24 protein-coding genes are annotated in these 24,243 nt (G+C 71.2%); 15 read left to right on the plus strand and 9 right to left on the minus strand.

The features are described from left to right. Positions 1-82: 82 nt before the first annotated feature. Positions 83-1,516, minus strand: coding sequence for an alpha/beta fold hydrolase (locus ACFQU4_RS30050; protein ID WP_377499226.1), 1,434 nt, complete (start codon positions 1,514-1,516; stop codon positions 83-85). Positions 1,517-1,613: 97 nt separating this feature from the next. Between ACFQU4_RS30050 and ACFQU4_RS30055 the strand changes: the two genes are divergently transcribed. The 4 genes from ACFQU4_RS30055 (at position 1,614) to ACFQU4_RS30070 (ending at position 5,583) form a co-directional block, all read left to right on the plus strand. Further along, a complete protein-coding gene (locus ACFQU4_RS30055) occupies positions 1,614-2,555 on the plus strand; it encodes a sensor histidine kinase (protein ID WP_377499228.1) in 942 nt (313 codons plus the stop codon). Next, positions 2,552-3,202, plus strand: a complete 651-nt coding sequence (locus tag ACFQU4_RS30060) for a response regulator (RefSeq protein ID WP_377499230.1) — start codon at positions 2,552-2,554, stop codon at positions 3,200-3,202. The genes ACFQU4_RS30055 and ACFQU4_RS30060 overlap by 4 nt, the downstream gene beginning before the upstream one ends. 656 nt (positions 3,203-3,858) lie before the next feature. Then, a complete protein-coding gene (locus ACFQU4_RS30065; RefSeq protein ID WP_377499232.1) occupies positions 3,859-4,026 on the plus strand; it encodes a hypothetical protein in 168 nt (55 codons plus the stop codon). Positions 4,027-4,050: 24 nt separating this feature from the next. After that, a complete protein-coding gene (locus ACFQU4_RS30070) occupies positions 4,051-5,583 on the plus strand; it encodes a hypothetical protein (RefSeq protein WP_377499234.1) in 1,533 nt (510 codons plus the stop codon). Positions 5,584-5,594: 11 nt separating this feature from the next. Here ACFQU4_RS30070 and ACFQU4_RS30075 read toward each other — a convergent pair whose 3' ends face one another. After that, complete coding sequence (locus ACFQU4_RS30075; RefSeq protein WP_377499236.1) at positions 5,595-6,323, minus strand: class I SAM-dependent methyltransferase; 729 nt, start codon at positions 6,321-6,323, stop codon at positions 5,595-5,597. A gap of 86 nt (positions 6,324-6,409) precedes the next feature. On the opposite strand from ACFQU4_RS30075, the gene ACFQU4_RS30080 reads away from it, so the two are divergent. From ACFQU4_RS30080 to ACFQU4_RS30095, 4 genes are all read left to right on the plus strand, one after another. Continuing rightward, complete coding sequence (locus ACFQU4_RS30080; RefSeq protein ID WP_377499238.1) at positions 6,410-7,291, plus strand: helix-turn-helix domain-containing protein; 882 nt, start codon at positions 6,410-6,412, stop codon at positions 7,289-7,291. Positions 7,292-7,383: 92 nt separating this feature from the next. Then, positions 7,384-8,622, plus strand: coding sequence for an MFS transporter (locus tag ACFQU4_RS30085; RefSeq protein WP_377499240.1), 1,239 nt, complete (start codon positions 7,384-7,386; stop codon positions 8,620-8,622). Between the two features lie 49 nt (positions 8,623-8,671). Continuing rightward, a complete protein-coding gene (locus tag ACFQU4_RS30090) occupies positions 8,672-9,640 on the plus strand; it encodes a phosphotransferase family protein (RefSeq protein WP_377499242.1) in 969 nt (322 codons plus the stop codon). 59 nt (positions 9,641-9,699) lie between these two features. Further along, complete coding sequence (locus ACFQU4_RS30095; protein WP_377499244.1) at positions 9,700-11,016, plus strand: uracil-xanthine permease family protein; 1,317 nt, start codon at positions 9,700-9,702, stop codon at positions 11,014-11,016. 9 nt (positions 11,017-11,025) lie between these two features. On the opposite strand, the gene ACFQU4_RS30100 is transcribed toward ACFQU4_RS30095, so the two are convergent. Then, on the minus strand, positions 11,026-11,301 hold the full coding sequence (locus ACFQU4_RS30100) for a YciI family protein (RefSeq protein ID WP_377499246.1): 276 nt from the start codon (positions 11,299-11,301) through the stop codon (positions 11,026-11,028). Between the two features lie 65 nt (positions 11,302-11,366). Between ACFQU4_RS30100 and ACFQU4_RS30105 the strand changes: the two genes are divergently transcribed. Beyond that, positions 11,367-12,236, plus strand: a complete 870-nt coding sequence (locus ACFQU4_RS30105) for an LLM class flavin-dependent oxidoreductase (RefSeq protein WP_377499248.1) — start codon at positions 11,367-11,369, stop codon at positions 12,234-12,236. 4 nt (positions 12,237-12,240) lie between these two features. Here ACFQU4_RS30105 and ACFQU4_RS30110 read toward each other — a convergent pair whose 3' ends face one another. Next, complete coding sequence (locus tag ACFQU4_RS30110) at positions 12,241-12,963, minus strand: MerR family transcriptional regulator (RefSeq protein WP_377499250.1); 723 nt, start codon at positions 12,961-12,963, stop codon at positions 12,241-12,243. 90 nt (positions 12,964-13,053) lie between these two features. On the opposite strand from ACFQU4_RS30110, the gene ACFQU4_RS30115 reads away from it, so the two are divergent. From ACFQU4_RS30115 to ACFQU4_RS30125, 3 genes are read left to right on the plus strand one after another with little or no spacing between them, the layout of a single operon-like run. Next, complete coding sequence (locus tag ACFQU4_RS30115) at positions 13,054-14,052, plus strand: ATP-binding cassette domain-containing protein (RefSeq protein WP_377499252.1); 999 nt, start codon at positions 13,054-13,056, stop codon at positions 14,050-14,052. Further along, positions 14,049-14,816, plus strand: coding sequence for an ABC-2 family transporter protein (locus ACFQU4_RS30120; protein ID WP_377499255.1), 768 nt, complete (start codon positions 14,049-14,051; stop codon positions 14,814-14,816). Before ACFQU4_RS30115 ends, ACFQU4_RS30120 begins: the two co-directional genes overlap by 4 nt. Before the next feature lie 10 nt (positions 14,817-14,826). Continuing rightward, positions 14,827-15,609 carry an ABC transporter permease gene (locus ACFQU4_RS30125; protein WP_377499257.1) on the plus strand — a complete coding sequence of 261 codons (783 nt, stop codon included), beginning with the start codon at positions 14,827-14,829 and terminating at the stop codon, positions 15,607-15,609. 62 nt (positions 15,610-15,671) lie between these two features. On the opposite strand, the gene ACFQU4_RS30130 is transcribed toward ACFQU4_RS30125, so the two are convergent. Then, positions 15,672-15,971 carry a hypothetical protein gene (locus ACFQU4_RS30130; RefSeq protein WP_377499259.1) on the minus strand — a complete coding sequence of 100 codons (300 nt, stop codon included), beginning with the start codon at positions 15,969-15,971 and terminating at the stop codon, positions 15,672-15,674. A gap of 125 nt (positions 15,972-16,096) precedes the next feature. On the opposite strand from ACFQU4_RS30130, the gene ACFQU4_RS30135 reads away from it, so the two are divergent. The 3 genes from ACFQU4_RS30135 (at position 16,097) to ACFQU4_RS30145 (ending at position 20,444) form a co-directional block, all read left to right on the plus strand. Further along, the gene (locus ACFQU4_RS30135) at positions 16,097-18,901 is read left to right on the plus strand and encodes an FAD-binding and (Fe-S)-binding domain-containing protein (protein ID WP_377499261.1); all 2,805 of its coding nucleotides are present in this window, start codon (positions 16,097-16,099) and stop codon (positions 18,899-18,901) included. A 43-nt stretch (positions 18,902-18,944) separates the two neighbouring features. Further along, positions 18,945-19,781, plus strand: a complete 837-nt coding sequence (locus ACFQU4_RS30140; protein ID WP_377499263.1) for a phosphotransferase enzyme family protein — start codon at positions 18,945-18,947, stop codon at positions 19,779-19,781. Between the two features lie 93 nt (positions 19,782-19,874). Beyond that, positions 19,875-20,444 carry a nitroreductase family protein gene (locus ACFQU4_RS30145; RefSeq protein WP_377499265.1) on the plus strand — a complete coding sequence of 190 codons (570 nt, stop codon included), beginning with the start codon at positions 19,875-19,877 and terminating at the stop codon, positions 20,442-20,444. 65 nt (positions 20,445-20,509) lie between these two features. On the opposite strand, the gene ACFQU4_RS30150 is transcribed toward ACFQU4_RS30145, so the two are convergent. The 4 genes from ACFQU4_RS30150 to ACFQU4_RS30165 form a co-directional block, all read right to left on the minus strand. Further along, positions 20,510-21,307: an alpha/beta fold hydrolase gene (locus ACFQU4_RS30150; RefSeq protein WP_377499267.1), complete on the minus strand. Its 798-nt coding sequence runs from the start codon at positions 21,305-21,307 to the stop codon at positions 20,510-20,512. A 27-nt stretch (positions 21,308-21,334) separates the two neighbouring features. After that, entirely contained in the window at positions 21,335-22,195 is an 861-nt protein-coding gene (locus tag ACFQU4_RS30155; protein WP_377499269.1) for a helix-turn-helix domain-containing protein, read from the minus strand. Next, positions 22,192-23,382: a phosphotransferase gene (locus ACFQU4_RS30160; RefSeq protein ID WP_377499271.1), complete on the minus strand. Its 1,191-nt coding sequence runs from the start codon at positions 23,380-23,382 to the stop codon at positions 22,192-22,194. The genes ACFQU4_RS30155 and ACFQU4_RS30160 overlap by 4 nt, the downstream gene beginning before the upstream one ends. 165 nt (positions 23,383-23,547) lie before the next feature. Further along, entirely contained in the window at positions 23,548-24,180 is a 633-nt protein-coding gene (locus ACFQU4_RS30165; RefSeq protein ID WP_377499273.1) for an endonuclease, read from the minus strand. Between the last annotated feature and the right edge of the window lie 63 nt (positions 24,181-24,243).

The raw sequence follows: 24,243 nt of genomic DNA on the forward strand, positions 1-24,243 counted from the left end.
ACATCGACTCGAAATCGATTTCAACGCTAACCGCGGGGACGGTCCCGGGTCAACGCCCGGGACCGCCTCCTGAGCAGACCAGTCAGCACTCGGTGCCGCGGGCGGGCACCTCCCGGTCGGTGAAGTAGCGGTTGATCAAGGTACGGGCGCACTCGTTGAACACGTACAGGGTGTGACCGGCGTCGTCGTGCCGGATCGAACCGCTGCCCGGCACCTGGTCCAACACGGGTTCGATGGCGTCGTACTCGTCCCAGGCACCGGCGCCGAGCAGCGGCGGCAGGCCGTCCGGGAGCGGGCTCGGCGGGTTGGTCACCGGGGTCGGCCAGCCGGCGCAGGTGAGCGCGTTCGCCAGCATGGTGCCGACGCTGCCGAGGTTCGGGGCGACCCGCTCCAGCCGGGCGGCGGTCTTGATCAAGGTCCGGTAGTCGGTGGAACGGGGCAGGTCGGTGCACTCGGTGATGCCGGTCGGCACGTCCGGATAGGGACTCTCCGGCGGCTTCCGGACGAAGCCCTTCGCGTCCCCGCGGGCCGCGTCCCGGATCGCCACGGCAAGTTCCGGCCAATGCTTCTGCCGGGCCAGGCCGAGCGCGAGGCCGCGCAGGTCGACGCCGTCATAGTGGTACGTCACGCCGTCCACCGTCCCGGCGACCGGGCCCCGATTCGCCTGCTTCACCAGGCGTTGCCAGGCCTGCTCGACGTTGCGCCCGTGCAGCACGCAGGCCTCGTCCTCCTCGCACCAGTCGAAGAAGCGGCCCAAGGTGGTCTCGTTGCGCTTCGCGTGGGCGTCGAGTTCGGCGTCCCAGTCGTCGGTGGCGTGGCTGAACGTGCCGTCCAGCACCATGGTGCGCACCTTGTCCGGGTACAGCCGGGCGTAGGCCTGCGCGTAGTAGCCGGCGTAGGAGGCGCTGTAGAAGTTCAACTGCGGCTCGGCGAGGGCGGCCCGGATCGCCTCCAGGTCTCGGGCGTGGTCGGCCGAGCTGAGGTGGTCGAAGAGCTCGGGATCCCTGCTGCGACAGGCAAAAGCGGTGCCGAGGTTGGCCCGGCCGAGCCGGTCGAACTCGGCCGCGTCGGCCGGTAGGTGCGGCACCGGGTGGCGGCTCCAGTTGCAGTCCAGGCCGGTGCTGGTGCCGCTGAACTGCGCCCCGTAGCCGCGGGTGTCCCAGGTGATCACGTCCATCGTTCGGCGCAGTTCACTCCAGACGTCCGGGTTCTGCCGGGTGATCATGATGCCCGGTCCGCCCGGCCCGCCGTACGCCACCAGGACGGAGCCCGCGGCCGGCTTCGGACCGGTGCCGGGCAGCTTGCCGAGCTGCAGGGTGAGCTTGCGGCCGTCCGGTTTCGACCAGTCCACCGGTACGTCGAGCGCGGCGCACTGCATCCCGATCTTGTCGTCCGGGCAGGGCTTCCAGTCGAGCGTCGGCTGCGGCTCGGCGGCCGCGGTGTTCGCGGTGATCACCAGGGCCGGCAGCGCGATCATCGCCACCGCGAGGGCGATCAGACTTCGTCGAGGTCTCATGGTGGGCCAGCGTGGCCGAGAACGTACCGGCAGACATCGGAGCCGGGGATGACCGACCCAGGGCTGAGGCCCGGCCGGTGCGGCTACCGTTCCTGGCATGAGTCTCCTGATCATCGTCCCGGTCCTCGCCGCGGCCGTGATCGCCTACCTCGCGGCGCTGCGGCTGCCCCGGTTGCGCTGGGTGCCGACGCGGGTGATCGGTGCCCTGAGCGCGCTCGGCCTGCTGCTCAGCGCCGCGGGCGGCGGTCCGGTGCTGCCCTGGCCGGTGCTGCCCTGGCCGGGGCCCGCCGTGCAGGCCGTCGGTTCGGTGATCCTGGCGTTGTCGATCATCGGCGCGGGCTGGACGATCGGCCGGGCCGTCCGGGACCGGCGCGCCTATGTGGCGAAGGCCGCCGAGCAGGCGGCCGCCCGCGCGGTGACCGAGGAACGGCTCCGGATCGCCCGCGAACTGCACGACATCGTGGCGCACAACCTGAGCTTGATCACGGTCAAGGCCGGCGTCGCGGCCCATGTGGCGGAGACGCGGCCGGACGAGGTGGTCGACGCGCTCCGGGTGATCGAGCGGAGCGGCCGCGGAGCACTCGACGAGATCCGCCACCTGCTCGAACTGCTGCGCACCGGCGCCGCCGATTCCGATCTTGCTCCCGCGCCGACCCTGGACCGGCTGCCCGAACTCGGCGAAGCCGCGACCGCTGCCGGAGTTCAAGTGGCGTTCCGGACCCGCGGTCTGGACGACGTGCCGGAGGATGTCGGCCGGGCGGCGTACCGGATCGTCCAGGAGGCGGTGACGAACGTCGTCCGGCACGCGGCGCCGGCCCGCTGCACCGTGCGGGTGATCGGTGAACAGGGTGAGTTGCTGATCGAGGTGTCCGACGACGGCCCCGGGGTACGGGGAGCGCGGCCGCCCGGTCACGGGCTGATCGGGATGCGGGAACGGATCGCCCTGCACCACGGGACGTTCCACGCCGGACCGGGTGATCACGGCGGATTCATGATCACGGCCCGACTGCCGTACACCGCCCGGCTGGTCGCGGCATGACCATCCGGGTGCTGATCGCCGATGATCAAGCCCTGCTGCGCGGGAGCTTCCGGGTGCTGGTCGAGACCGTACCGGAGCTGGCCGTGGTCGGCGAGGCCGGCACCGGCGCCGAGGCGGTCCGGCTCGCGCTGGACCTGAGGCCGGACGTGATCTCGATGGACGTACGGATGCCGGAGCTGGACGGCCTGGAGGCGACCCGCCGGATCTGCGCGGAACTGGCCGACGTCCGGGTGTTGATCTTGACCACGTTCGATCTCGACGAGTACGTCTACGCCGGGCTGCGGGCCGGCGCCAGCGGCTTCCTGCTCAAGGACACCCCGCCGGCCGAACTGCTGAACGCGATCAAGGTGATCGCCGCCGGCGACGCCCTGCTCGCCCCGAGCGTGACCCGCCGCCTGATCTCCACCTTCGCCAGCCAGCCGCCCGCCGCGGCCGTACGCGGGCTGGACGACGTGACCGACCGGGAACGCGAGGTGCTCACCCTGATCGCCCGCGGCCTCTCCAACACCGAGATCGCCGATCACCTCTATCTGAGCGCCGCCACCGTGAAGACCCACATCGGCCAACTGCTCCGCAAGCTCGCCGCACGCGACCGCGCCCAGCTCGTGATCGCCGCGTACGAGAGCCGGCTGGTCATCCCCGGGTGAACGCCGGCGTCGGCCAAGGTGCCGCCGGGCCACACGCCTCGAGGGCGAGCAGGAAGCTGATCATGGCGACGAAGACCCGCCATCGCAGACGTCGGGGCGGCGTGAACCGGTTGACCCGGTTCACGTCGCCCGCCCTTGCGTTCCTCGCACAAGTCAGCCGATCAGCACGACCGAACTGTCACAGCCGTGCCGGTGCCCGGCCGCGCAACCAATGCCGCCGTACAACCAACCCTCGGCTGCGCCAACCCGTCTCCCCCGCTGCGCCAACCCGTCCCCGCTGCGCCGCGCCACCCCGCGGCGGCCAACACCGCGATCTCCGCCAAGATTCGTTGATCATCCAGTTCCTCCCCGACTCGTCCGAAGCTGCCCCGGCTGATCGCGTCCGGTAGCGGCTCTCGCTCAGGTCAACCAAGATCAACTCGTAGCCGAACGGTTCGCGACCACGGCGACCCGGCCAACCGGTGTGTCCGCCGGCTCACTGATCATCGGGGCCGAATCGACCAGTCAGTTGGCAGCAGAGGCCTCGCCGCCGACACTGCAGTCCCGGCCGCGACTTCGGCGCGGCGGCAGCGATTCTGCGGCGACTCCGGCCTGACCGGGCTGCACGGCATCGGGATCCCGATGCTCTCCGCGATCGGCCGCTGACCATGCCGCTCATGATCAGCTTTCACTGCTCGCCCAGCTCGGCCGGCTGCTCTGGCGACTCGGCGACAGCCAGCGGCGAGCCCTGGCCCGGCACTGGCGCTGTGATCGCCCGACCGGACCCGCAGGGCCAGCTCGGCATTCCGCGGCGCCCCGTGCTGCAACCGCTCACCATGCCCTGAGCCTGCCGACAGGCCGGGCCGGAGGTGTCCACAGATCCCTTGTTTTGTTGGCATTCTGTCGACTCCTTGACTATAATAGGCTCTATGTTCGAATCATTGGAGTCGAAGGCTGTTGGGTACGGCAGTCGCGACATCCTGAAGGCCGTGGACGGGTTGAAGCGTGCCCGGATCGCGGTCGCGAACGAACTCCTGGTCTGGGTCGCAGCCTGGGCCGATGCCCATCCGGCGGAAACGATCATGGAAACCGGACCCGGGTTGGCGCGGGCGGTCCGGCCAGGTGGGGAAGGAACGCCGGCGGTCAATGATCTGGCGATGGCGGAGTTGTTCGCCAAGCTGGGAAAGAGCACCAGCTCCGGGATGCTGTTCCTCGGTGATGTTCTTGATCTTCGTCACCGACTGCCCCTGTTGTGGGCGAAGGTGATGGGTTGTGAGGTGGAGGAGTGGCAGGCGCTTCGGGTGGCCCGGATGACGCACCGTCTCTCCCAAGATCAAGCTGGCGAGATTGACCGGGCGGTGGCGTGGTTCGCCGGGACGCAACCGCCCGGGAAGCTCTTTGATGCGGTCGAGGCGACGATCTTGCGGATCGATGGTGATCGGGCTCGGGCGGAGTATGAGGAGCGGCGTAAGCAGGTCGGGGTGTGGAAGTCGCAGACCGACGACAACGGCCTCAAAGGCGTCTTCGGCAGGCTCGAACCCCTTGCAGCGGAACGGCTATACGCGCGGGTGCAGGAACTCGCCGACTGCCTGGGCGAGGGCAACGCGGACGAGCGGCGTGCTGAGGCGTTCGGAATGTTGGGAGATGCCGCGGCGATCACCCGATTGCGGGCGAAGCGTCGGCAGCCGGAGTTGTTCGACGAGGAGCTCGCCGAGGCTGTCGCCGCGTTGACGCCGGACGACGAACCAGACTTGATGATCGAGGAGTCCGAGGTCCATCCAGCCCTCCGGGATCGTCCGGCCGCGGTGGATGTGGAATCGGTGATCTTCGAAGCGGCGGTGCAGCGATTGGTCGAGAGGTTGGATCCGCGTCTGCTGCTGCCGACCTCGACCGTGGTGGTGCACATCTCCGCCGAAGACCTCAGTCAGGGTGAGGGTGTCTGCCGGGTGCCCGAGGTCGGGCCGACTCTGAAGAGTGTGGTCGGTGAGTGGCTGGGTCATGATCGAGTCGTGGTGCGTCCGGTGATTGATCTGAATGATGCGCCGCCGCCAGTGGATGACTACGAGATCCCGAACCGACATCGTGATCAGGCGATGCTGCGCTGTCCAGGAAGTGTGTTCCCGTGGTCGACCGCGACCCGGAATCTTGATCTTGATCACGCGGATCCGTACCGACCGAACGGTCCGCCCGGCCAGACCCGAGTCGAGAAGCTCATTCCGCTGTCGAGGACGGAGCATCGCGCAGTGACCCACGGTGGCTGGCGGCGACGAAATCCGGATCCGACCACGATGATCTTCCGGTCACCGCATGGTCACGTCTTCCTGACGAACCGTACCGGCACTCATGATCTTGGTGCCGGACCGGTCGCCCACGCCCTCTGGGCCGCCACCGCCCCGGTCTGAGCTCCCGTACCTTAACGAGGCACGATTCGGGCCCTGAGCAAGATCACCCCGACGTAGCGGGACAACCACGCCTGCTTGTGCGGGTAGCGGTGGCGCGCCTCCTCGCTCAGTTGCGGCTCGACCACCCTGTCGACGTAGAGACCAGCTTCGGAAAGATCGTTGATCATGGCCCCGAAGGTCTCGGCTCGGTGAGTCAGGGTGACCTCCGCGTTCCAGCCGGCCTGGTAGGTGACGGGGGACGTCTGGTGATAGGCGTCACCGAGGCCGATCCCCTGCTGCTCGGACCGTTCGACGGCGAACCGGAGCGGATGGGCGCGAGCGATCACGACGTGACCACCCGGCCGGAGCGCCTCCCGAATGGCCTTCAGCGTTGCGACGGTGTCCCGGGCGTACCCGAGCGACATCAGCGCCGTGACGATGTCGAAGCGCCGGCCTCGGAGTGCGGGATGGGTTGCCAGCTCCGAAAGATCGCCCTGGTGCAGGCTGACCTCGAGCCGGTCGGGTGGAGTGACGAACTGGCCGGCGATGTCGATGCCGACCACGCTGCGCGCGCCGGCCGCGGCCAGCTCCACCGTCTTTGACCCGTCTCCGCAGCCGATGTCGAGCACGTCCCGCCCACCAAGATCACCGATCAGTTCACGTTGCGCATCCCATTCCAGGATCCGATCCAGCGAGTCCGGCTTGCCGCGACCGGCCTCGTAGTCCTTCAGGAGCTTGCGCCAGGCGTCGTTACTCGTCACAGCTCCGTGAGCGTACCCAGGCCGCGCCATGATCCTGTCACTGGCAGGGACAGGAACGGGTCGACCCGGCGGCGCATGATGGGTGCATGACCACAGCGGACCAACTCGGCGATCGGACGGCGGTCGGGGGCGACCTCGGCACCTTCCTGCGGACCCGTCGGGCCGCGCTGCGGCCGGACCAGGTGTCCCTGCCGACGTACGGACAGCGGCGGGTGCCCGGGCTGCGGCGCGAGGAGCTCGCCGAACTCGCCGGGGTCTCGTCGACCTACTACACCCGGCTCGAGCAGGGACTCGCGACCAACGCCTCGGACCAGGTGCTGGATGCGGTCGCCCGGGCCCTGCGGCTGTCAGCGGTCGAGCGGGCACACCTGTTCGAGCTGGCCCGGGGAGCCCGCCCGGCGCTGCGCGAGCCGGATGACGAAGGCCTGGCCAGGAAGGGATTGGTCCGGCTGCTGGACTCGATGGCGGACGCGCCGGCGATCCTGCTCGGCCGCCGCCACGACATCCTCGCCTGGAACCGCCTCGGCCACGCCCTGTTGGCACCGCACCTCCCGTTCGACGCGCCGGACGACCTGGCGCAGCGGCCGAACAAGATCGGGCTGTTGTTCCTCGATCCAGCCAGCCGCAGCCTGTACCGGGAGTGGGAGTTCGAGGCCGAGCTTGCCGTCGCCAGCCTCCACTACGTCGCCGCGCAGTTCCCCGGCGACGTGGCGCTGACCCGGCTGATCGGCGAGCTGACCGTCGCCAGCCGCGACTTCGCCCGGATCTGGGCGGAACATCCGGTCGAGCTGTGCATCAGCGGCCGCAAGCGCTATCACCATCCCGAGGTCGGCCGGATCGATCTCGATTACGAGGTGCTGCACGTGCCCGGCGACGACGGCCAGCGCTTCCTGATCCACACCGCCCAGCCGGGTTCGCCGGACGAGGCGGCGCTCCGGCTGCTCGCCAGCCGCTCCATCACGAGCTGACCCACCACCACCCCTACCGGCCCGCGACCAGCGGACCGGCCGATCCCGCGCGCCCGAAGGCGACCGCCTCGGTGCCGTCCAGGAGTTCCTTCATGCCCGAAACCGTCACCCAGACCCAACAACACGTCGAACGGACCTTCCATCCGGGCCTGCTGGCGCTCAGCGCCGGCGGCTTCGGGATCGGCCTGACCGAGTTCGTGATCTCGGGGCTGCTCAGCGACGTCGCCGCCGATCTCGAGGTGAGCATTCCGGCCGCCGGCTACCTGATCTCGGGGTACGCCCTGGCCGTGGTGGTCGGCGCGTTCGCCGTCACCGCCGCGCTGTCCCGCCGTCCGCCGAAGACCGCGTTGATCATCCTGCTCGGCTTCTTCATGGTCGGCAACGTGCTGTCGGCGTGGGCACCCAGCTACCCGGTGATCATGGCCGGTCGGATCATCGCGGCCCTCTGTCACGGCGGCTTCTTCGGCATCGGCGCCGTGCTGGCCGGCACGCTGGTGTCGCCGCGACGGCAGGCCTCCGCGGTGGCGGTGATGTTCGGTGGGCTGACCGTGGCGAACGTCCTCGGCGTCCCGTTCGGCACGTTCATCGGTCAGCAGGCCGGCTGGCGGGCCGCCTTCTGGGTGATCTGCGCCGTCGGTGTGCTGGCCGTGGTCGGCGTGATGATCTTGATCCCGCGGTCCACGACCCACACCGCCGCTCTGCCGCTGCGTGATCAGCTCGCGGTGCTGCGCCGTAGCCAGGTGATCCTGAGCCTGCTGTTCACCGTGCTGGTCTTCGGTGGGCTGATCGGCGCCTTCTCCTACGTCGAACCGCTGCTCACCCGGGTCACCGGCTTCAGCTCCGCCGCCGTACCGCTGCTGCAGGTGCTGTTCGGGGTCGGGCTGGTGCTCGGCAACATCGTCGGAGGCCGGGCCGCCGACCGCAACCTCGACCGCTCCTTGATCATCTTCGCCACCCTGCTGCCGATCAGCCTGCTCGGCTACGCGCTGACCGCGTCAAGCATGATCGGTGTGGCGTTCTTCCTGCTCTGCATGGGCTTCGTCGGGTTCGCCACGACGCCTGCCCTGCAGACCAGGGTGGTCCGGTTCGCGGCGGACGCGCCGACGATCGCCTCGGCCGCCAACATCGCGGCCTTCAACCTCGGGAACGCGATCGGCATCATGATCGGCGGCGCCGGCATCGCCGCCGGGTTCGGCTGGACCGCGCCCGCCTGGTCGGGGATGATCATGGCCACGATCGGCATGGTCGTCGTCATCATCGCCGGCCGGACCAGCCTGGCCGGGCGGGACCGTACCGCCGCCTCGGCTCACCAGCCGGGCGGATCCGGATAGTCCCTTTCGCCGCGACGGCCCGTGATGCAAGGATTCCGGTACGGAGGCGATGATCATGGCTGACGAAGGATTCCTGGACGGGCTGCACGCCGGGTTCGCGGTACCACCAGCGGAGCTGGTCGCGTTGATCACGAGGGCGACCGGAACCGCACCCGAGCAGGTCGAGCGGCTCAAGGTCGGCGACGAGAACGAGGTCCACCGGGCCGCGCTGCCGGGCGGCGCGACGGTGTTCGCCCGGATCCGCAAGCCCGGCGACGGCACCTTCGACTCCGAGGTCTGGGCGATGGAGCAGGCCCGCGCGGCCGGCGTACCGGTCCCCCGCATCCTAATCCTGACAGGGATCCCGAGCGAAGCGGGCGAGCGCTCCGCGATGGTGGTCGAGCAGGCAGCGGGCCGCCAGCTCGGCGAGGTGCTGCCGGACCTCGACCCGGACCGGCGCCGGGCCGTCATGATCAACGTCGGCCGGGTCCTGGCCCGGATCCATGCGGTCGCGACGCCGGGCCCGCGCCGCCCGGATGCGGCCGGCCGGTGGCCCGATCCGACCGACGTACGAAACAGTCTGATCATGGAACGGGAGGCCCAGCGGCCCAGCCTCGAGGCGGCCGAGCTGACCGCTGCCGAGATCGGCGCGGCCCTCGATCAGGTACGCCGCTCGCCCGACGTTCCGCCCCGGACCGACGCGGTGCTCTGCCACGGCGACCTGCACGGCGCCCACGTCTTCGTCGACGACGAGCTGGCGGTACGCGGCGTGATCGACTGGGGCCTCTGGCACGGCGGCAGCAGGATCGGTGATCTCGCCATGACGTCCACGAAGTACCCGGAGCCGGACTTCGAGGCGATCCTGACCGGCTACGGGATCACCCCGGACCCGGAGTTCCGGGAGCGGCTCGCCCAGGCCGTGATCTCGCAGTCGATCCCACACCTCGCCTGGCACGACAGCATCGGCAACGCCCCCGGCCGAGCCCACTACGCGGAGAAGATCCGGACGGCGCTGGCCCGCCTCCGCCCTTCCGTCTAGTGCCGACCGACCCGCTCGGTGTACGGTCCGGGAAGCCAGCAGACGGGGAGGAAAGACACATGCGACTGCCGTGGACCCTGCACGGACAAGGACGGGCGGTGGCCGCCGACGCGATCGTCCGGCCGGAGGAACGGCTGACCTGGCCGCGCACGATCGGCATCGGCGCCCAGCACGTGGTGGCCATGTTCGGCGCGACGTTCCTGGTTCCGGTCCTGACCGGCTTCCCGCCGAGCACCACCCTGCTCTTCTCCGGCATCGGCACCCTGCTGTTCCTGATCATCACCCGGAACCGGCTGCCCAGCTACCTCGGCTCCTCGTTCGCCCTGATCGCTCCGATCACCGCCGCCACCGCGAGCCACGGCCAGCCGTCGGCGCTGCTCGGCGTGATCGCCGTCGGACTGCTGCTGTTGATCATCGGCGTGGTCGTCCAGCTGGCCGGGACCCGCTGGCTCGACGCGCTGATGCCGCCGGTGGTGGCCGGGGCGATCGTCGCCCTGATCGGCTTCAACCTTGCTCCGGCGGCCAAGAACAACTTCGAGGCAGCACCGGTCACCGCCTTGATCACCTTGTTCGCGGTGATCATCACCGCCGTCCTGTTCCGCGGGCTGATCGGCCGGTTGTCGATCTTCGTCGGCGTGATCGTCGGCTATCTGGCCGCCGTGATCCGCGGCGAGGTCGACTTCTCCGCTGTGGCCGCGGCCCCGTGGGTCGGGCTGCCGCAGCTGCAGGCGCCGGCGAACCCGTTCGCCGAACCCGCCGTCTGGTTGGTGATCCCGGCCTTCCTGCCGGTGGTGCTGGCCCTGGTCGCCGAGAACGTCGGCCACGTCCGCGGCGTCGCCCAGCTGACCGATCCCAGCGTCAACAAGCTGACCGGCCGGGCCCTGATCGCGGACGGCCTGGCGACCATGATCGCCGGCTCCGGCGGCGGGTCCGGTACGACGACGTACGGCGAGAACATCGGGGTCATGGCGGCCACCCGGGTCTACTCGACCGCCGCCTACTGGGTGGCCGGTCTGGTCGCGATCACGCTCGGCCTGTCACCCAAGCTCGGCGCGGTGATCAACACCGTGCCGGCGGGCGTGCTCGGTGGCGTCACGACGGCCCTGTACGGACTGATCGGCATCATCGGCGTGAAGATCTGGCTGGACAACAAGGTCGACTTCAGCAAGCCGGCCAACCAGTTCACCGCCGCCGTCGCGCTGATCATCGGCGTCGGCGACTTCACCTTGTCCGGCGGCAACCTGAGCGTCGCCGGCATCGCGCTGGGCAGCATCGCCGCGATCGTCGTCTACCACCTGATGACCATGATCAGCCGCGTCCGCGACGGCCGCGGCGCCCGCCCGGACTCTGCCGAGTCGGACCCGTCCTGGCCCTGACGCCGACGTTCAGAGCGGCAGCAGGGCCCACTCCCGGATCTCCTCGACGGTCGCCACCGGCTCGGGCCGGTCGAAGTACGGGTCCGCCGCGAGCACCGCGTCGAGCTCGGCGCGGTCCGCGACCTCGTAGACCAGCTGGGCGCCCTTCTGATCGGCGAACGGCCCGGCCAGCCGGAGCCGGCCGGCGGCGGCCAGCGAGGTGAGGTACTCGCGGTGCTTGGGCCGCACCTCGAGCCGGGCGGCGTCGTCGCGGTCGAACACGAGTCGTACGGCGAAGGTCGTCATGGCGGAAAGGCTACTGGGGCGACCCGCGCGGCCGGCTGTCAGTCCGCTCGGTCAGGATGGCCGGCATGACCACTGATCAGCCGAAACTCGGTCTCGCCTTCGTCCCGACCCTCCCGCCGGAGCGATTCCGGCCGCTGGCCGCGACGGCGGAGGCCGCGGGGCTGGACGAGCTCTGGATGTGGGAGGACTGCTTCAAGGAGAGCGGCGTGGCCGGCTCCGCGATCGCCCTCGGCGCCACCGAACGGATCACCGTCGCGCTCGGCCTGATGCCGGCTCCGCTGCGCAACGTCGCCCTGACCGCGATGGAGATCGCCACCCTCGACCGGGCCTTCCCCGGCCGTTTCCTGCCCGGAATCGGTCACGGCGTGCAGTCATGGATGGGGCAGGTCGGCGGCCGGGTCGCGTCGCCGCTGACCCTGCTCCGGGAGTACGCCCTCGCGCTGCGGGCCCTGCTGGACGGCGAGGAGGTCAGCACCGACGGGCGGTACGTGAAGCTCGACCAGGTCAAGCTCGACTGGCCGCCGCAGCGCCGGGTCCCGCTGCTGCTCGGCGGCACCGGCCCCAAGTCGCTGGCCCTGTGCGGCGAGCTGGGCGACGGCACCATGCTCGCCTCCCCGCTCTCCGTCGACGAGGTGGCCGCCGCGGCGCAGGTGATCAAGAGCGCAGCGCCGTCGGATGATCACCCGATCGTCGCGTCACTGATCGTGACGACCGGCGCCGGCGCGCAGGAACGACTCGACGCGGAGATGCCGCGCTGGCAACGCGAGCCGAGCCCCGAGCTGGGTGTGGCGGGTGACGCGCCGGCGATCGCGGAGGCGGTCCGCCGGCTGGCTGCGGTCGGCTGCACGTCGGTGGTGTTCCAGCCCACCGAGGACGAGCCCGACCTGGACGGTCTGGTCCGCTTCCTCGGCGAGCAGGTCAAGCCGCTGCTCTGACCGGTCAGAGCCCGAGCCGGTCCAGGTAGTCCAGCAGGGCCCGGGTGGCCACGGCGGCCGCCCGGGACGCCTGCTCGACCCTGGCCCGGCGTTCCTCCAGCGCCTCGACCGCCTTGGTTCCCGGGGATTGATCAAGGTCACGGACGACCACGGCGATGGCGTCGAAGCCGTACCGGATGTCGCGCAGCAGCTTGATCAACTGCAGCTGCTGGAGCAGCCGGTAGTCGTAGCGGCGGCGGCCGGCGACCCGTTGTGCGGTGATCACGCCGCGCGACTCCCAGTAGCGGACCGCCGAGGTTGTCGTACCCACGGCCGCGGCGGCCTCGCCGATCCCGACCGTCCGCCCGCGGTAGACCCGGAGCCCGGCCAGCGCCGTGATCCGGCCGCGGGTGCGTCGCAGCGCGTCCAGCGCCTGCGCCACCTGTTCCCGCTGGGCGTGCAGGGACGCGTGCCGCTCGTCGGACACCGCCAGCGCGGTCGTCGCGTCGCCCCGGTGCGCCGCGGCCAGGGCATCGCAGGCACGCTGCCAGCCGTAGCCCGTGATCATGGCCCGCGCCGTCCGCAGCGCGTCCAGATGCTCCTCGCCGAAGCGCCGGTAGCCGTGCGCCGTCCGGTGCGCCGGGGGCAGGAAGCCCAGCCGTTCGTAGTTCCGGATCTGGGACGGCCCGAGCCCGACCGCCCGGCCCAGGTCCACCGGCCGGTAAGGTGCCGCGGCTTCTTCGACCACGGATGCAAGGTTAGGCCGCCCCGCCGACACCTGTCAGGCCGGCGATTCGGTGAAAGCTTGCAGCTGAGTCGAGGAACCTACATTGCCGCCATGACGCCCCCATCGGACGACGTGATCATCGTCGAGGAGCTGACCCGGACCTACCGCGTGCCGATCCGGGCCGGCGGGCTCCGGGCCGCTCTCGCGTCGGTGATCCGACGCGAGTTCCGGACCGTCGAGGCGGTCACCCGGCTGTCCTTCCGGGTCCCGGCCGGGCAGGTGGTCGGGCTGATCGGCCCGAACGGTGCCGGCAAGACGACCACGATGAAGCTGCTGGCCGGAGTGCTGCAACCGACCGCCGGCGCCGCGACCGTCCTCGGCTTCCGGCCCGGCCGCCGCGAGCGTACGTTCCTCGCCTCGATCGCGCTGCTCCGCGGCAGTCAGCCGATCGGCGGCGCGACCGAGCTGACCGTGCAGGACCAGTTCCAGTTCCGCCGGTTGCTGTACGAGATCCCGCGGCCCGACTACACGACGCACCTGGCCGAACTGGAGGACCTGCTCGGGCTGGGCGACCTGCTGCACCGGCAGGTCCGGGCGCTCAGCCTCGGGCAGCGGATGCGGGCCGGCCTCGCGCTGGCCCTGCTGCACCGGCCGCGGGTGCTGTTCCTGGACGAGCCGACGATCGGCCTGGACGCGTCGGCGGCGCTGGCGTTCCGGGACTTCGTCGCCCGCTACGCCGCGACCACCGGGGCCGCGGTGATCTTGACCAGCCACTACCTGGCCGAGGTCGAGGCGTTGTGCTCCCGGGTGATCTTGATCGACCGCGGCCGGCTCCGGTTCGACGGCGCGTTGCCGGCGCTGGCCCGCAGTCTCGCCAGCTGGAAGGAGATCCGGCTCAGCCACGACGGCCGCCGGGACGTCGCCTGGTCCGCGTACGGCGAACTGGTCGACGACCGCGACGGCAGCGTGTCGCTGCGGGTCGACCGCGACCGGGTCCCGGAGGTGGCGGCCCGACTGCTCGCCGAGGTCCGGCCGACCGACGTCTCCGTCGTCGATCCGCCGCTGGAACTCGTCCTGGACCGGTTCTACCGCGAGGGCGACCCGCGATGAGGCTGATCAAGCACCTGGCGATCTCCGCCTGGGAGCACTCGCTGCAGCAGTGGAGCTGGCGTTCGTTCCTGTTCACCCTGGTGATCAACCAGGCGATCGGGCCGCTGATCGGGCTGCTGCTCTGGACCGCGGTGATGCCGGACTCGTCGGCGGTACGCGGCTACTTCTTCATGGTGCTGGCCGTGCAGCTGCTCACCGTCAGCTACGAGGACCACACGCTGAGCAACAGCATCTTCGACGGCACCATCGTGGACCGGCTGCTGGTGCCGCTGCCGGTGATCATCAGCGCCGCCGGCGCGAACCTCGGACTCCGGTTCTGGCACGGGATCTTCGGCCTTCCGGTGCTGCTGCTGGTGGCGGTCACCGCCGGGCTGCCGTTGCGGGCCGGCGACGTCCTGCTCGCCGTACCCGCCGTGATCATCGCCGGGATCATGCGCTTCCTGTTCACGGTCACCCTCGCCATGACCGCCTTCTGGACCGACCGGGCGTCCGCCCTGGTGTCGTTCGGCGACACCGGGATCGCGCTGCTGGGCGGGATCGCGGCACCGCTGTTCCTGCTGCCGCCCACGTTCGCGGAGATCGGCCGGTGGCTGCCGTTCTGGCCGATGCTCGGGCTGCCCGGCGAGATCGGCGCCGGAGTGCTGACCGGGCCGCAACTGCTGGCCGGTTACGCGATCCAGGCCGGCTGGCTACTGGTCCTGATCATGGTCGCCGCCCTCACCTGGCGCCGCGGCCTGCGCGTGTTCACCGCTGTCGGCGCCTGAGGAAATGATCATGATGCGACTGATCCGGCTCTACGCCCTGCTGTTCTCCCTGTCCCTGCGGCGACAGGTCGCCTACCGCGCCGATCTGGCGTTCGAGATCGTCCGCACCCTGGTCGCCCTGGTCGGCTCCCTCGGAGCCCTGCTCGCGGTGTTCACCCGAACCGACCAGCTCGGCGGGTTCACGGTGACCGAGGCGGTGTGCCTGCTCGGCACCTTCCAGTTGATCTCCGGCCTGCGCCAGGCGCTGGTCGAACCCAACCTGCGCTTCTACGGCGGCCAGGTCGCGGACGGCCGGTTCGATGCGGTCCTGACCCAGCCGGCGCCGTCGATCTTCCTGGCCAGCCTCGGCGGAGCCGCACCGATCGCCCTGACCCAGGCGGCGCTCGGCCTCGTCGTCGTCGTGATCACCGCCGGCTCCCGGCCGACCCCACCCGGCCCGGCCACGATCGCCGGCTGGCTGGTCCTGGTCGTCGCCGCGACCGTGATCATGTGGGCCACCCGATGCCTGATCGCGACCTCGGTCTTCTGGGCCCTCGGGTTCAACCTCGACGTCGCCTACGACGCACTCTGGCAACTCGGCGGCTACCCCACCAGCATGCTCAACCCGCCGCTCCGCCTGCTCACCACGATCCTGCCGGTCGCCTTCCTGGCCACCGCACCGGCCGGTGTCCTGGTCGGCGCCTGGTCACCGGCCTGGGTCGCCGCCGGCGCCGCGGTCGCCGCGATCGGCGCGGTACTGGCGGTGATCGTCTGGAACCGCGGGGTCCGCAACTACGGCAGCGCGACCAGCTGAGGTCGAAGGATCGACCGATCCGCGGAGTCTCGTTGCCGGTGCCCGGAACCTCGGCGCCCCGGTCAGCTGATGGCGCGCTGGATCGCGTCGTGCATCAGGCGCACCTGGTCGGCGTACTTGTTGGCGAAGTACCAGTCCCGATAGCCGCGACTGGTCACGTAGCTCGCGCCGTCCCAGTTCGTCGTCTCGTTCCCGAAGGTGATCACCAGTTGATGGGTGGTGGCCCAGCCTTCGTGGACCTTGTAGCTGACGGTGTGGATCGCGGACAGGGCGATCGTGGTCGTCTCGGTCTTGGTTGACGAGGTGATGCTCTTCCCGGTCAGGGACACCGTCGAACCATCCTTGGCCTTGGCGGTTGTCATAGCCCATTCTCTCCCCTCGGCGCCGTGCCTGGCAGTGCCGGACCGGTCGGGGTCGACCCTTACCGTGGCCGGTGATCAGCGACCCGCTGGGCCCGCACCCGCCGCTGCCAGGGCAGACTAGGGCCGTGCCTGTCGACCCGGCCCTGCTGGCCGAACTGGAAGCGCTGGTGCCCGGGGGCGTCAAGGCCCGGGCCACCGACCGGCTCGCGTACGCCCACGATGCGTCGCACTACCTGCTCACGCCGGAGGCCGTCGTCGTGCCGCGGGACGCCGGGCAGCTGGCTGCGTTGCTGCGGGCCAGCGCCGTCACCGGCCGGGCGCTGACCTTCCGGTCGGGCGGGACCAGCCTGTCCGGGCAGGCCTCCACCGACGCGGTGCTGGTCGACACCCGGCGCAACTTCCGCCGGATCGACGTCCTCGACGACGGGCTGCGGGTACGGGTGCAGCCGGGCGCGACGGTACGGCAGGTGAACACCCGGCTGGCCCGGTACGGGCGCAAGCTCGGCCCCGATCCGGCCAGTGAGTCGGCCTGCACGATCGGCGGAGTGGTGGCCAACAACTCCTCCGGGATGTCCTGCGGGATCACCGCGAACACGTACCGGACGCTGGAGTCGGCGGTGCTGATCCTGCCCAGCGGCACCGTGCTCGACACCGCCGCCCCGGACGCCGACGAACGGCTCCGGCTGACCGAGCCCGAGCTCTACCTCGGCCTGGACAAGCTGCGCGACCGGGTCCGGGACAACCCGACCTCGGTCAAGATCATCACCGAGCAGTATTCGATCAAGAACACGATGGGGTACGGGCTCAACTCGTTCCTCGACCATGATCGCCCGGTCGACCTGCTGCTGCACCTGGTGATCGGCAGCGAGGGCACATTGGCCTTCGTGGCCGAGGCCACCTTCCGCACCGTGCCGGCCCATCCGGCCGTCGGCACCGGCTTGCTGATCTTCGACCGGCTGGCCGACGCGACCCGGGCCCTGCCGGTCCTGGTCGACACCGAGCCGGTCAGCATCGAACTGCTGGACGCCACCTCGCTGCGGGTGGCGCAGCGCGACCCGCAGGCGACCGCGGACCTGCTCGGTCTCGCCGTCCAGGATCACACCGCGCTGTTGATCGAGTACGCCGAGCCGGACGCCGACGCGCTCCGGGCCCGCACCGAACTCGGGCTGGCCACGATGGCGGAGCTGCCCCTGGCCGCGGCGGCCGAGCTGAGCGCCGATCCCAGCCGGCGCGGCGATCTGTGGCACATCCGCAAGGGCCTCTACGCGACGATCGCCGGCAACCGGGCGCCCGGCACCACCGCGCTGCTGGAGGACATCGCGGTTCCGGTGCCGTCGCTGCTCGCCACCTGCGAGGAACTGACCGGACTGTTCCAGCGGTACGACTACCACGACAGCGTGATCTTCGGCCACGCCCGCGACGGCAACCTGCACTTCATGCTCAGCGAGCGGCTCGGCGACCGTGATCAACTGCGCCGCTACGCCGACTTCACCGAGGACCTGGTCGACCTCGTGCTGGCCCAGCACGGCACGCTGAAGGCCGAGCACGGCACCGGCCGGATCATGGCGCCCTACGTCCGGCGCCAGTTCGGCGACGAGCTCTACCAGGTCATGATCGAGATCAAGCAGCTCTGCGACCCGAAGTCGATCTTGAACCCGGGGATCCTGATCAACGAGGACCCGCACGCACACCTGGCCCACCTGAAGACCGCACCGGAGGTGGAGCCCGAGGTCGACCGGTGCGTCGAGTGCGGCTACTGCGAACCGGTCTGCCCGAGCCGCGACCTCACCCTGACCCCGCGGCAGCGGATCGTGCTGCGCCGGGAGCTGGCCCGCGCCGAGCAAGAAGGTGATCATGAACTGGCCGCCGAACTGCGCGCCGAGTACGACTACGACGGGCTGGACACCTGCGCCGCCGACGGCATGTGCGGCACCGCCTGCCCGGTACTGATCGACACCGGCCAGCTGGTCAAACGGCTCCGCGCCGAGCAGGCACCGGCGGCCGGGCGGACCGGCTGGGGCGCGGCGGCCCGCGGTTGGGACGCCGGCTCGCGGGTCGGCAGCCTCGCTCTGTCGGTGGCCGAACGTGCCCCGGCGGCCGCGGTCACCCGGGTCAACCAACTCGGCCGGGCGCTGCTCGGCACCGACACCGTCCCGCTCTGGCAGCCCGACCTGCCCGGCGGTGGCCGGGTCCGGCGGCCGCACCCGACCCGGCAGCCGGAGGCGATCTACCTGCCCGCCTGCATCCAGACCCTCTTCGGGCCGGAGCGCGACTTCGCCGGCGAGAAGGGGATCGGCGTGTCCGAGGCGCTGCTCAACCTGTGCGGCCGGGCGGAGGTCGAGATCGTCGTCCCGGACGGCATCGCCGGCGTCTGCTGCGGCACGCCATGGAAGTCGAAGGGTTTCCTGTCCGGCTGGGCCGCCATGCGGGACCGGGTCCGGCCGATCGTCTCCGGCGCCTCCGGAACGGCCCGGCTGCCGGTGATCAGCGACGGCGCCTCCTGCTCGGAGGGGTTCCGGACCCTGCTGGAGGGTACCGACGCGGTGATCATGGACGCCGTCGACTTCGTCGCCGAGCGGGTGCTGCCGAGGCTGACGATCAACCGCCGGCTCGGCGCGCTCGCGCTGCACCCGACCTGCTCCTCCACCCAGAACGGCGGCAATCCGGCCATGATCGCCATCGGTCGTGCGATCGCCGAGGAGGTCGTGGTGCCGGACGCCTGGGCCTGCTGCGGATTCGCCGGCGACCGCGGCCTGCTGCACCCGGAGCTGACCGCCGCCGCGACCCGGGCCGAGGCGGCCGAGATCGGCGGTCGCCACTTCGACGCGTACGCCTCCGTCAACCGGACCTGCGAGCTCGGACTGACCCGGGCCACCGGGCGTCCGTACCGGCATCTGCTGGAGCTGCTCGACGAGGCCACCCGCCCCTGAAACCGGTGGCGCGCCGCCGCCCGGACCTGGTGGGATGCGGAGCGTGGACCTGGAACGCGACTACGGCCTGACCCTCGACGCGCTGGAGCCGCACGCCGGCGGCTTCGCCAGCGACTGCTGGGTGGCCGACGGCCGGTGGTTCGTCAAGGTCTGGCCGGAGGGTGAGCAGCCGGTCGGGCTGCGGCAGCTGGGCGACCTGCGGGCCCTCGGGCTGCCGGTCGTGGAACCGCTGCGGGCCCGCGACGGCGAGCTCTATGCCCGGACCGGAACCCGGGTCTACGCCGTTTTTCCTTACCTGGAAGGGCGTACGGCCACCTGGGAGGACTGGCGGGTCGCCGCCCGGGCGCTGCGCCGGGTGCACGACGCACCGGTCCGGGTCGACCTGCCGCCGGTGGACACGACCGAGCCCGCGATCCGGGACCTGGCGCAGCGGGTTGATCATCCGTGGATCGCAGACCGCGCGGCCGAGGTGACCGCGGCCATCGCACGCCTGGACGACGTACGGTCCCGGCTGGCCGGCAAACCGGTGCCGCAGGTCATCTGCCACACCGACTTCCACGGCCTGAACCTGCTCGTCGACGACCGCGGTGACGTCGCGGCGATCCTGGACTGGGACTTCGCCGTGATCGGTCCGCGCGAGTTCGACCTGTGGGTCGCGGCCGACGGCGGTGATCGACTGGTCGACTTCCTCGAGGCGTACGGCGCCGACGACCTCGAACTTGATCATCTCGAGTTCGCCCTGCTCGCCCGCGGCCTGCGCGACCTGTCGGCCCGGGTCATGAACGAGATCGACCGGCCGGGCGTCGAGACCTGGGGCTTCGACCGGATCCGGAGCGTGGACCGCAACCTCGAGATCTTCCGGCCCTACTGCCGGACCTGAGCGGAATTCCGCCGCGAGTAACCGGCGAGATTTCACTCACGATCCGACGCGTCGATCGGGAATGAGCGGCGGGCGGTGGTGTTGACACCGTTCATGGGGTCGGACGAGGTCTGGGGGCGGCTGGATCCGCTGCTCCGCGGCCGGTGGAGTCCGCTCACCTTCGACCCGGCGCACGAAGTCGCGACCGAGGACGTCGAACTGTTGCTCGAGGCCGCGCGCTGGGCCCCGTCGGCGGGCAACTCCCAGCCCTGGGCGTTCCTCACCGCCCGCCGCGGCGACGCCACCCATCGCCGGCTGGTCGACCGGCTGGCCCCGAGTTCCGCCCGGTGGGCGCCGGCGGCGAGCCTGCTGGTGGTCAACCTGTGCCAGCGCTGGGTGCCGGACACGGACTGGCCCTATTCGGACTTCGCGCACTACGACCTCGGCCAGGCCGTCGCCCACATGACCATCCAGGCCCAGGCGATGGGGCTCGCCGCCCGCCAGTTCCGTGCCTTCGACGCAGACGGCATCGCCGCGGAGTTCGAGGTCCCGCGGCATTGGGAGGTCACCACGATGACCGCCTTCGGCCGCATCCCGGCGGGCATCGAACCCCATGCGGCTCTCGTCCCGGACCAGGTCGGCCCGCCGCGGACCCGCCGGACGGACCTGACCCGGCCGACCTAGCGTGTCCAACGTGCCCTGAGCCTGTCGAAGGGCCAGGGCAACTGCGGCCTTGCCCTTCGACAAGCTCAGGGAGCGTTGTTCAGCCGCTCCACGAAGTCCAGCAGCGGCTCGGCCGTCCGCTCCGGGTCCTCGAGTTGCGGCGTGTGGCCGAGTCCGGGCAGCAGCTTGAGCCGGGCGCCGGGGACGACCTGGTAGTCCGCGGCCGAGGACGGCAGCCAGCGGCGGTCGTCGGCGCCGAAGATCACCAACAGCGGCAGCCCGAGCCGGGCCAGCCGGTCCGGCAGCGGCTCCGCCCGTAGGTAGCCCTCGGCGGCCTGCAGGATCGCCGCGAAGGACCGGAACGTCATCCCGCGTAGATCCTCGACCAGCTCCTGCGGCGGCCGGAAGCCGGGCCGGCTGAAGGCGGACTCCATCGCCTGCCGGAGCTGGTCGTCGGTCAGCGAGTCCCACGCCGCCGGGTCGATCGCCAGCGGCGGCGCGGTGTAGGCGTCGAGCCGCGGGCCGCTGTTGATCAAGACGAGGCCGCGGACCAGTTCGGGCCGCTGCTCGGCCAGGGCGGTGGCGACCGAACCGCCGGTCGAGTGCCCGACCACGATCGCGCGCGGAACGCCCAGCCGGTCCAGCACCCGTCCGGTCCGCCGGCCGTGATCGACGATCTCGTACGGGGCGTCGTCGGGCTTGGCCGACCGGCCGTGCCCGAGCAGGTCGATCATGATCACGCGGTACCTGCTCGTCAGCAGCGGCGCCAGCCGGTCGTAGGCGTGCAGCGAGGACGCGGTTCCGTGCAGGAGCAGCAGGACCGGTGCGCCGCGAGGGCCGTCGTCGATCACGTGCAGGTCGCCGTCGGGGTCGTTGATGATCATGGCACCATGATCATCCGCCGGTCGCCGTCACGGCTTGGACGAATGTTCCCGCGGCTCCGCGTACTCCTCACCGGCCCAGGCGATGCCGTCGATCGACAGCCACGGCGCCGCCGCGACGGCGGTCGGGGTCAGGCCGGCGAACGCCACCGCGTCCCGGTGCAGATGGGACTGGTCGGCGTAGCCGCACTCCGCCGCCACCCGGGCAACGTCCCGTCCGGCGGCCAACTGCCGGGCGGCCCGGTCGAACCGGACCAGCCGCGCCGCCCGCTTCGGCGTCACCCCGGTCTGGGCCCGGAACCGGCTCCACAGCCGCTTCCGGCTCCAGCCGACCTGCTCGGCCAGCTCGTCGACCCGGACCTGCCCGCGACGGCGCAGCATCCCGCGCCAGGCCGCCGCCACCTCCGGGTGGACCGGCCGGTTCCGGTCCAGCCGCCGGCGCAGTGCGGCGGTCAGCAGCGCGAACCGGTCGGGCCAGCCGGCTGCCGTACCCAGGCGGTCCAGGAGTTCCCCGGCACCCCGCCCCCAAACCTCGTCGAACCCTGCCACCGAGGCGCCGAGGTCGGCCGTGCCGAGCACCACCCGCGCCACCGGCGGCGACAGCCGTACCTGGAGGCACTCCACGTCCTGGGCGGTGGCGCGGAGCCGTCCCGGCGCGAGCCCGGCGACCAGGCTGCCGGTCCGGGACCCGCCGCCGGCCCCGGCGACCCGGAGCCCGTCGCCGAGGTCGAGGAACAACGTGACCGCCGGGTACGGCACCAGCTCGACATCCCGGGACCGGCCGACGAACCCGGCCAGGCCGACGCCCGGGAGGCGATCGGCCGCCGGTCCGGGAACCACGATCTCGCCCACCATGACCGGCGACTCGGTCGCCGTCCGGACGGGGTTCATGCCACGAGCGTAGGCCTCTTCGCCGCGGCCAGGACGCGCTCCAGGTGCTCCACAGTGAGCGGGTTCTCGAGCAGGCCGGGCAGTTCCCGGGCGGCATGATCGGCGGCCTTCGGGTCGTTCGCTCCGAGGGCGACGTTCACCCGGCTCTCGACCCAGGTCAGCCAGCCGGTCACCGTACCGCTGAACATCCCGAGTTCGAGGTACGGCTCAGCGCCGGAAGTCTTTCGATAGCCGCTGACCATCGCACCGACCGTGGCCTCGTTCAACCCGCCGGACGGCTCCGTCCCCCAGTGTTCGAGGGCCGTGCCGAACTCCCAGCTGGGCGGAATCGCGCAGGCGTGGCCCCAGCCGGTGAGCACCAGCTCGCCGCCGTTCCGACGCAGGAACGTGCCGGGGCCGGGGCTGCCGTGGCTGAGGATCGGTTCCTCCGCCGGATCGCGGTCGTCGACGACGGTCGCGGCCAGCCTGAGCATGCCGGGCAACGCCCGTTCGAACGCCTCGGTCCAGGCCGCACCCGCGGCCCGGGACCGTTCCAGCTGGCGGCGCAGCAGGGCCTCGTCGGCTCGGCAACTGATCCAGGCGTGCACTGGGCCGGGCGCGGGCAGCCGGAGCCCGTGCAGGGTGCCGATGATGCGGCCGATCCCGGTCGCGGTCTCGGAGTCGACCGGAACGGCGACCTCGGTGCCCGCACCCAGTTCCCGGTGCGCCCGCCAGCGGCGGCCGTCGACCTCCGCGAGCGGCCGGCCGGACCGGTCCCGGACCGGCTCGGCGGCCGGCACCCCGGCGGCGACGGCGGCCTCGACGAGCCGGAACTCGACCTCGATGTTGTCGGCCGGGGTGTAGTCCAGGAACTCGGTCAGCCGCCAGACGCCGCGCTCCGTCGTCAGGGCCCAGACCTGGCCGGCCCAGCTGAAGGTCAGTGCCTCCATCGGGCCGACCGGCCGGCCCAGGCCGAACACCTCCGCCAGCTCTGCCGCCAGCTTCGGATCGGCCGTCTTCACATCGGCGCGGCGGCGGTCCACCTCGGCCTTGAGGCCGGGCCAGTCGCGGTAGCCGTACTGCTTCGCGAGCAGGGTCTGGGCACCGCTCAGGGTGAGGTCTGGTTGGTTCTCGCGCAGCCCGGCGAACAACTCCTTGGCCTGTTGCCGAAGGTGGTCCATGCTCGGGCGGTCGGGCAGGGTCTTCACGTCATTCCTCGTCTCTCACCCGGACTCGCACGGGCGATCCACGAGTCGACGCACAACCACGCGACCATGATCAAGAAACGGGTGGCTTCCAGCCTTCCGGCGAGTCTCGGCGCGTCCCGAAGCGCTGAATCCGTTGTATCACACCGATCCGGGCGGCACCAGGGGTCAACGGTCCGAGTGCCGGCCGCCGCGCAGGGTGGCCCGGACCAGCGCGGCGGCCAGCCGCGGCAGGTCGTCCGGTGCGACCAGCGCGGCCAGCCGGTCGGCCGACCGCGGCAGTCCGAACCGTTCCGCGCCCTCGGCCGTCCGCTCGTCGACATGGGGTGCCAGCTCGGGCCAGGTCCCCTGTGCCTCGCGGGCGAAGATCGACGCGCCGGCGGGACCGATGCCGGGGAACTGCTGCAGCCGATCCAGCAGGTCCGCCTTCCCGTCCGCCTCGTCCCGAAGCCGGCGCAGATCGCCCCGGTAGCGGTCCAGCAGCAGCGCCGCGCCGTCGCCGAGCATCGTCGCGGTCCGTTCGTCGTAGCGCCGGTAATGGCCGCGGCCGAGCGCGTCCACCCGCTGCTGCCAGGTGGCCTTCGCCATCCGTTCCGGGGTACGAAAGCCCGCCGCCGACAACTCCCGGGCCGCGGCGACCGCGATCGCCGCGTCGATCCGGACCGACAGCAGCAGCGCCAGGACCAGCAGCCGATAGAGCGGCGACGGCTGGTCCCGGAGCGTGATGCCGGCCTCCTCGGCGTAGGTCCGGCCGTGGTCGGCGAGCAGCTGCCGCACTGTCTCGTCGCGTGATTCCGCCATCCTGGACTCCCCTTCCGCTCCCGCGTCCCGTACCCAGCCTCACCGTCGTTCGAACCGGTCGCG

Origin of the sequence: Microlunatus sp. GCM10028923 (assembly GCF_042666975.1) — a bacterium.
Lineage (GTDB): Bacteria > Actinomycetota > Actinomycetes > Propionibacteriales > Propionibacteriaceae > Microlunatus.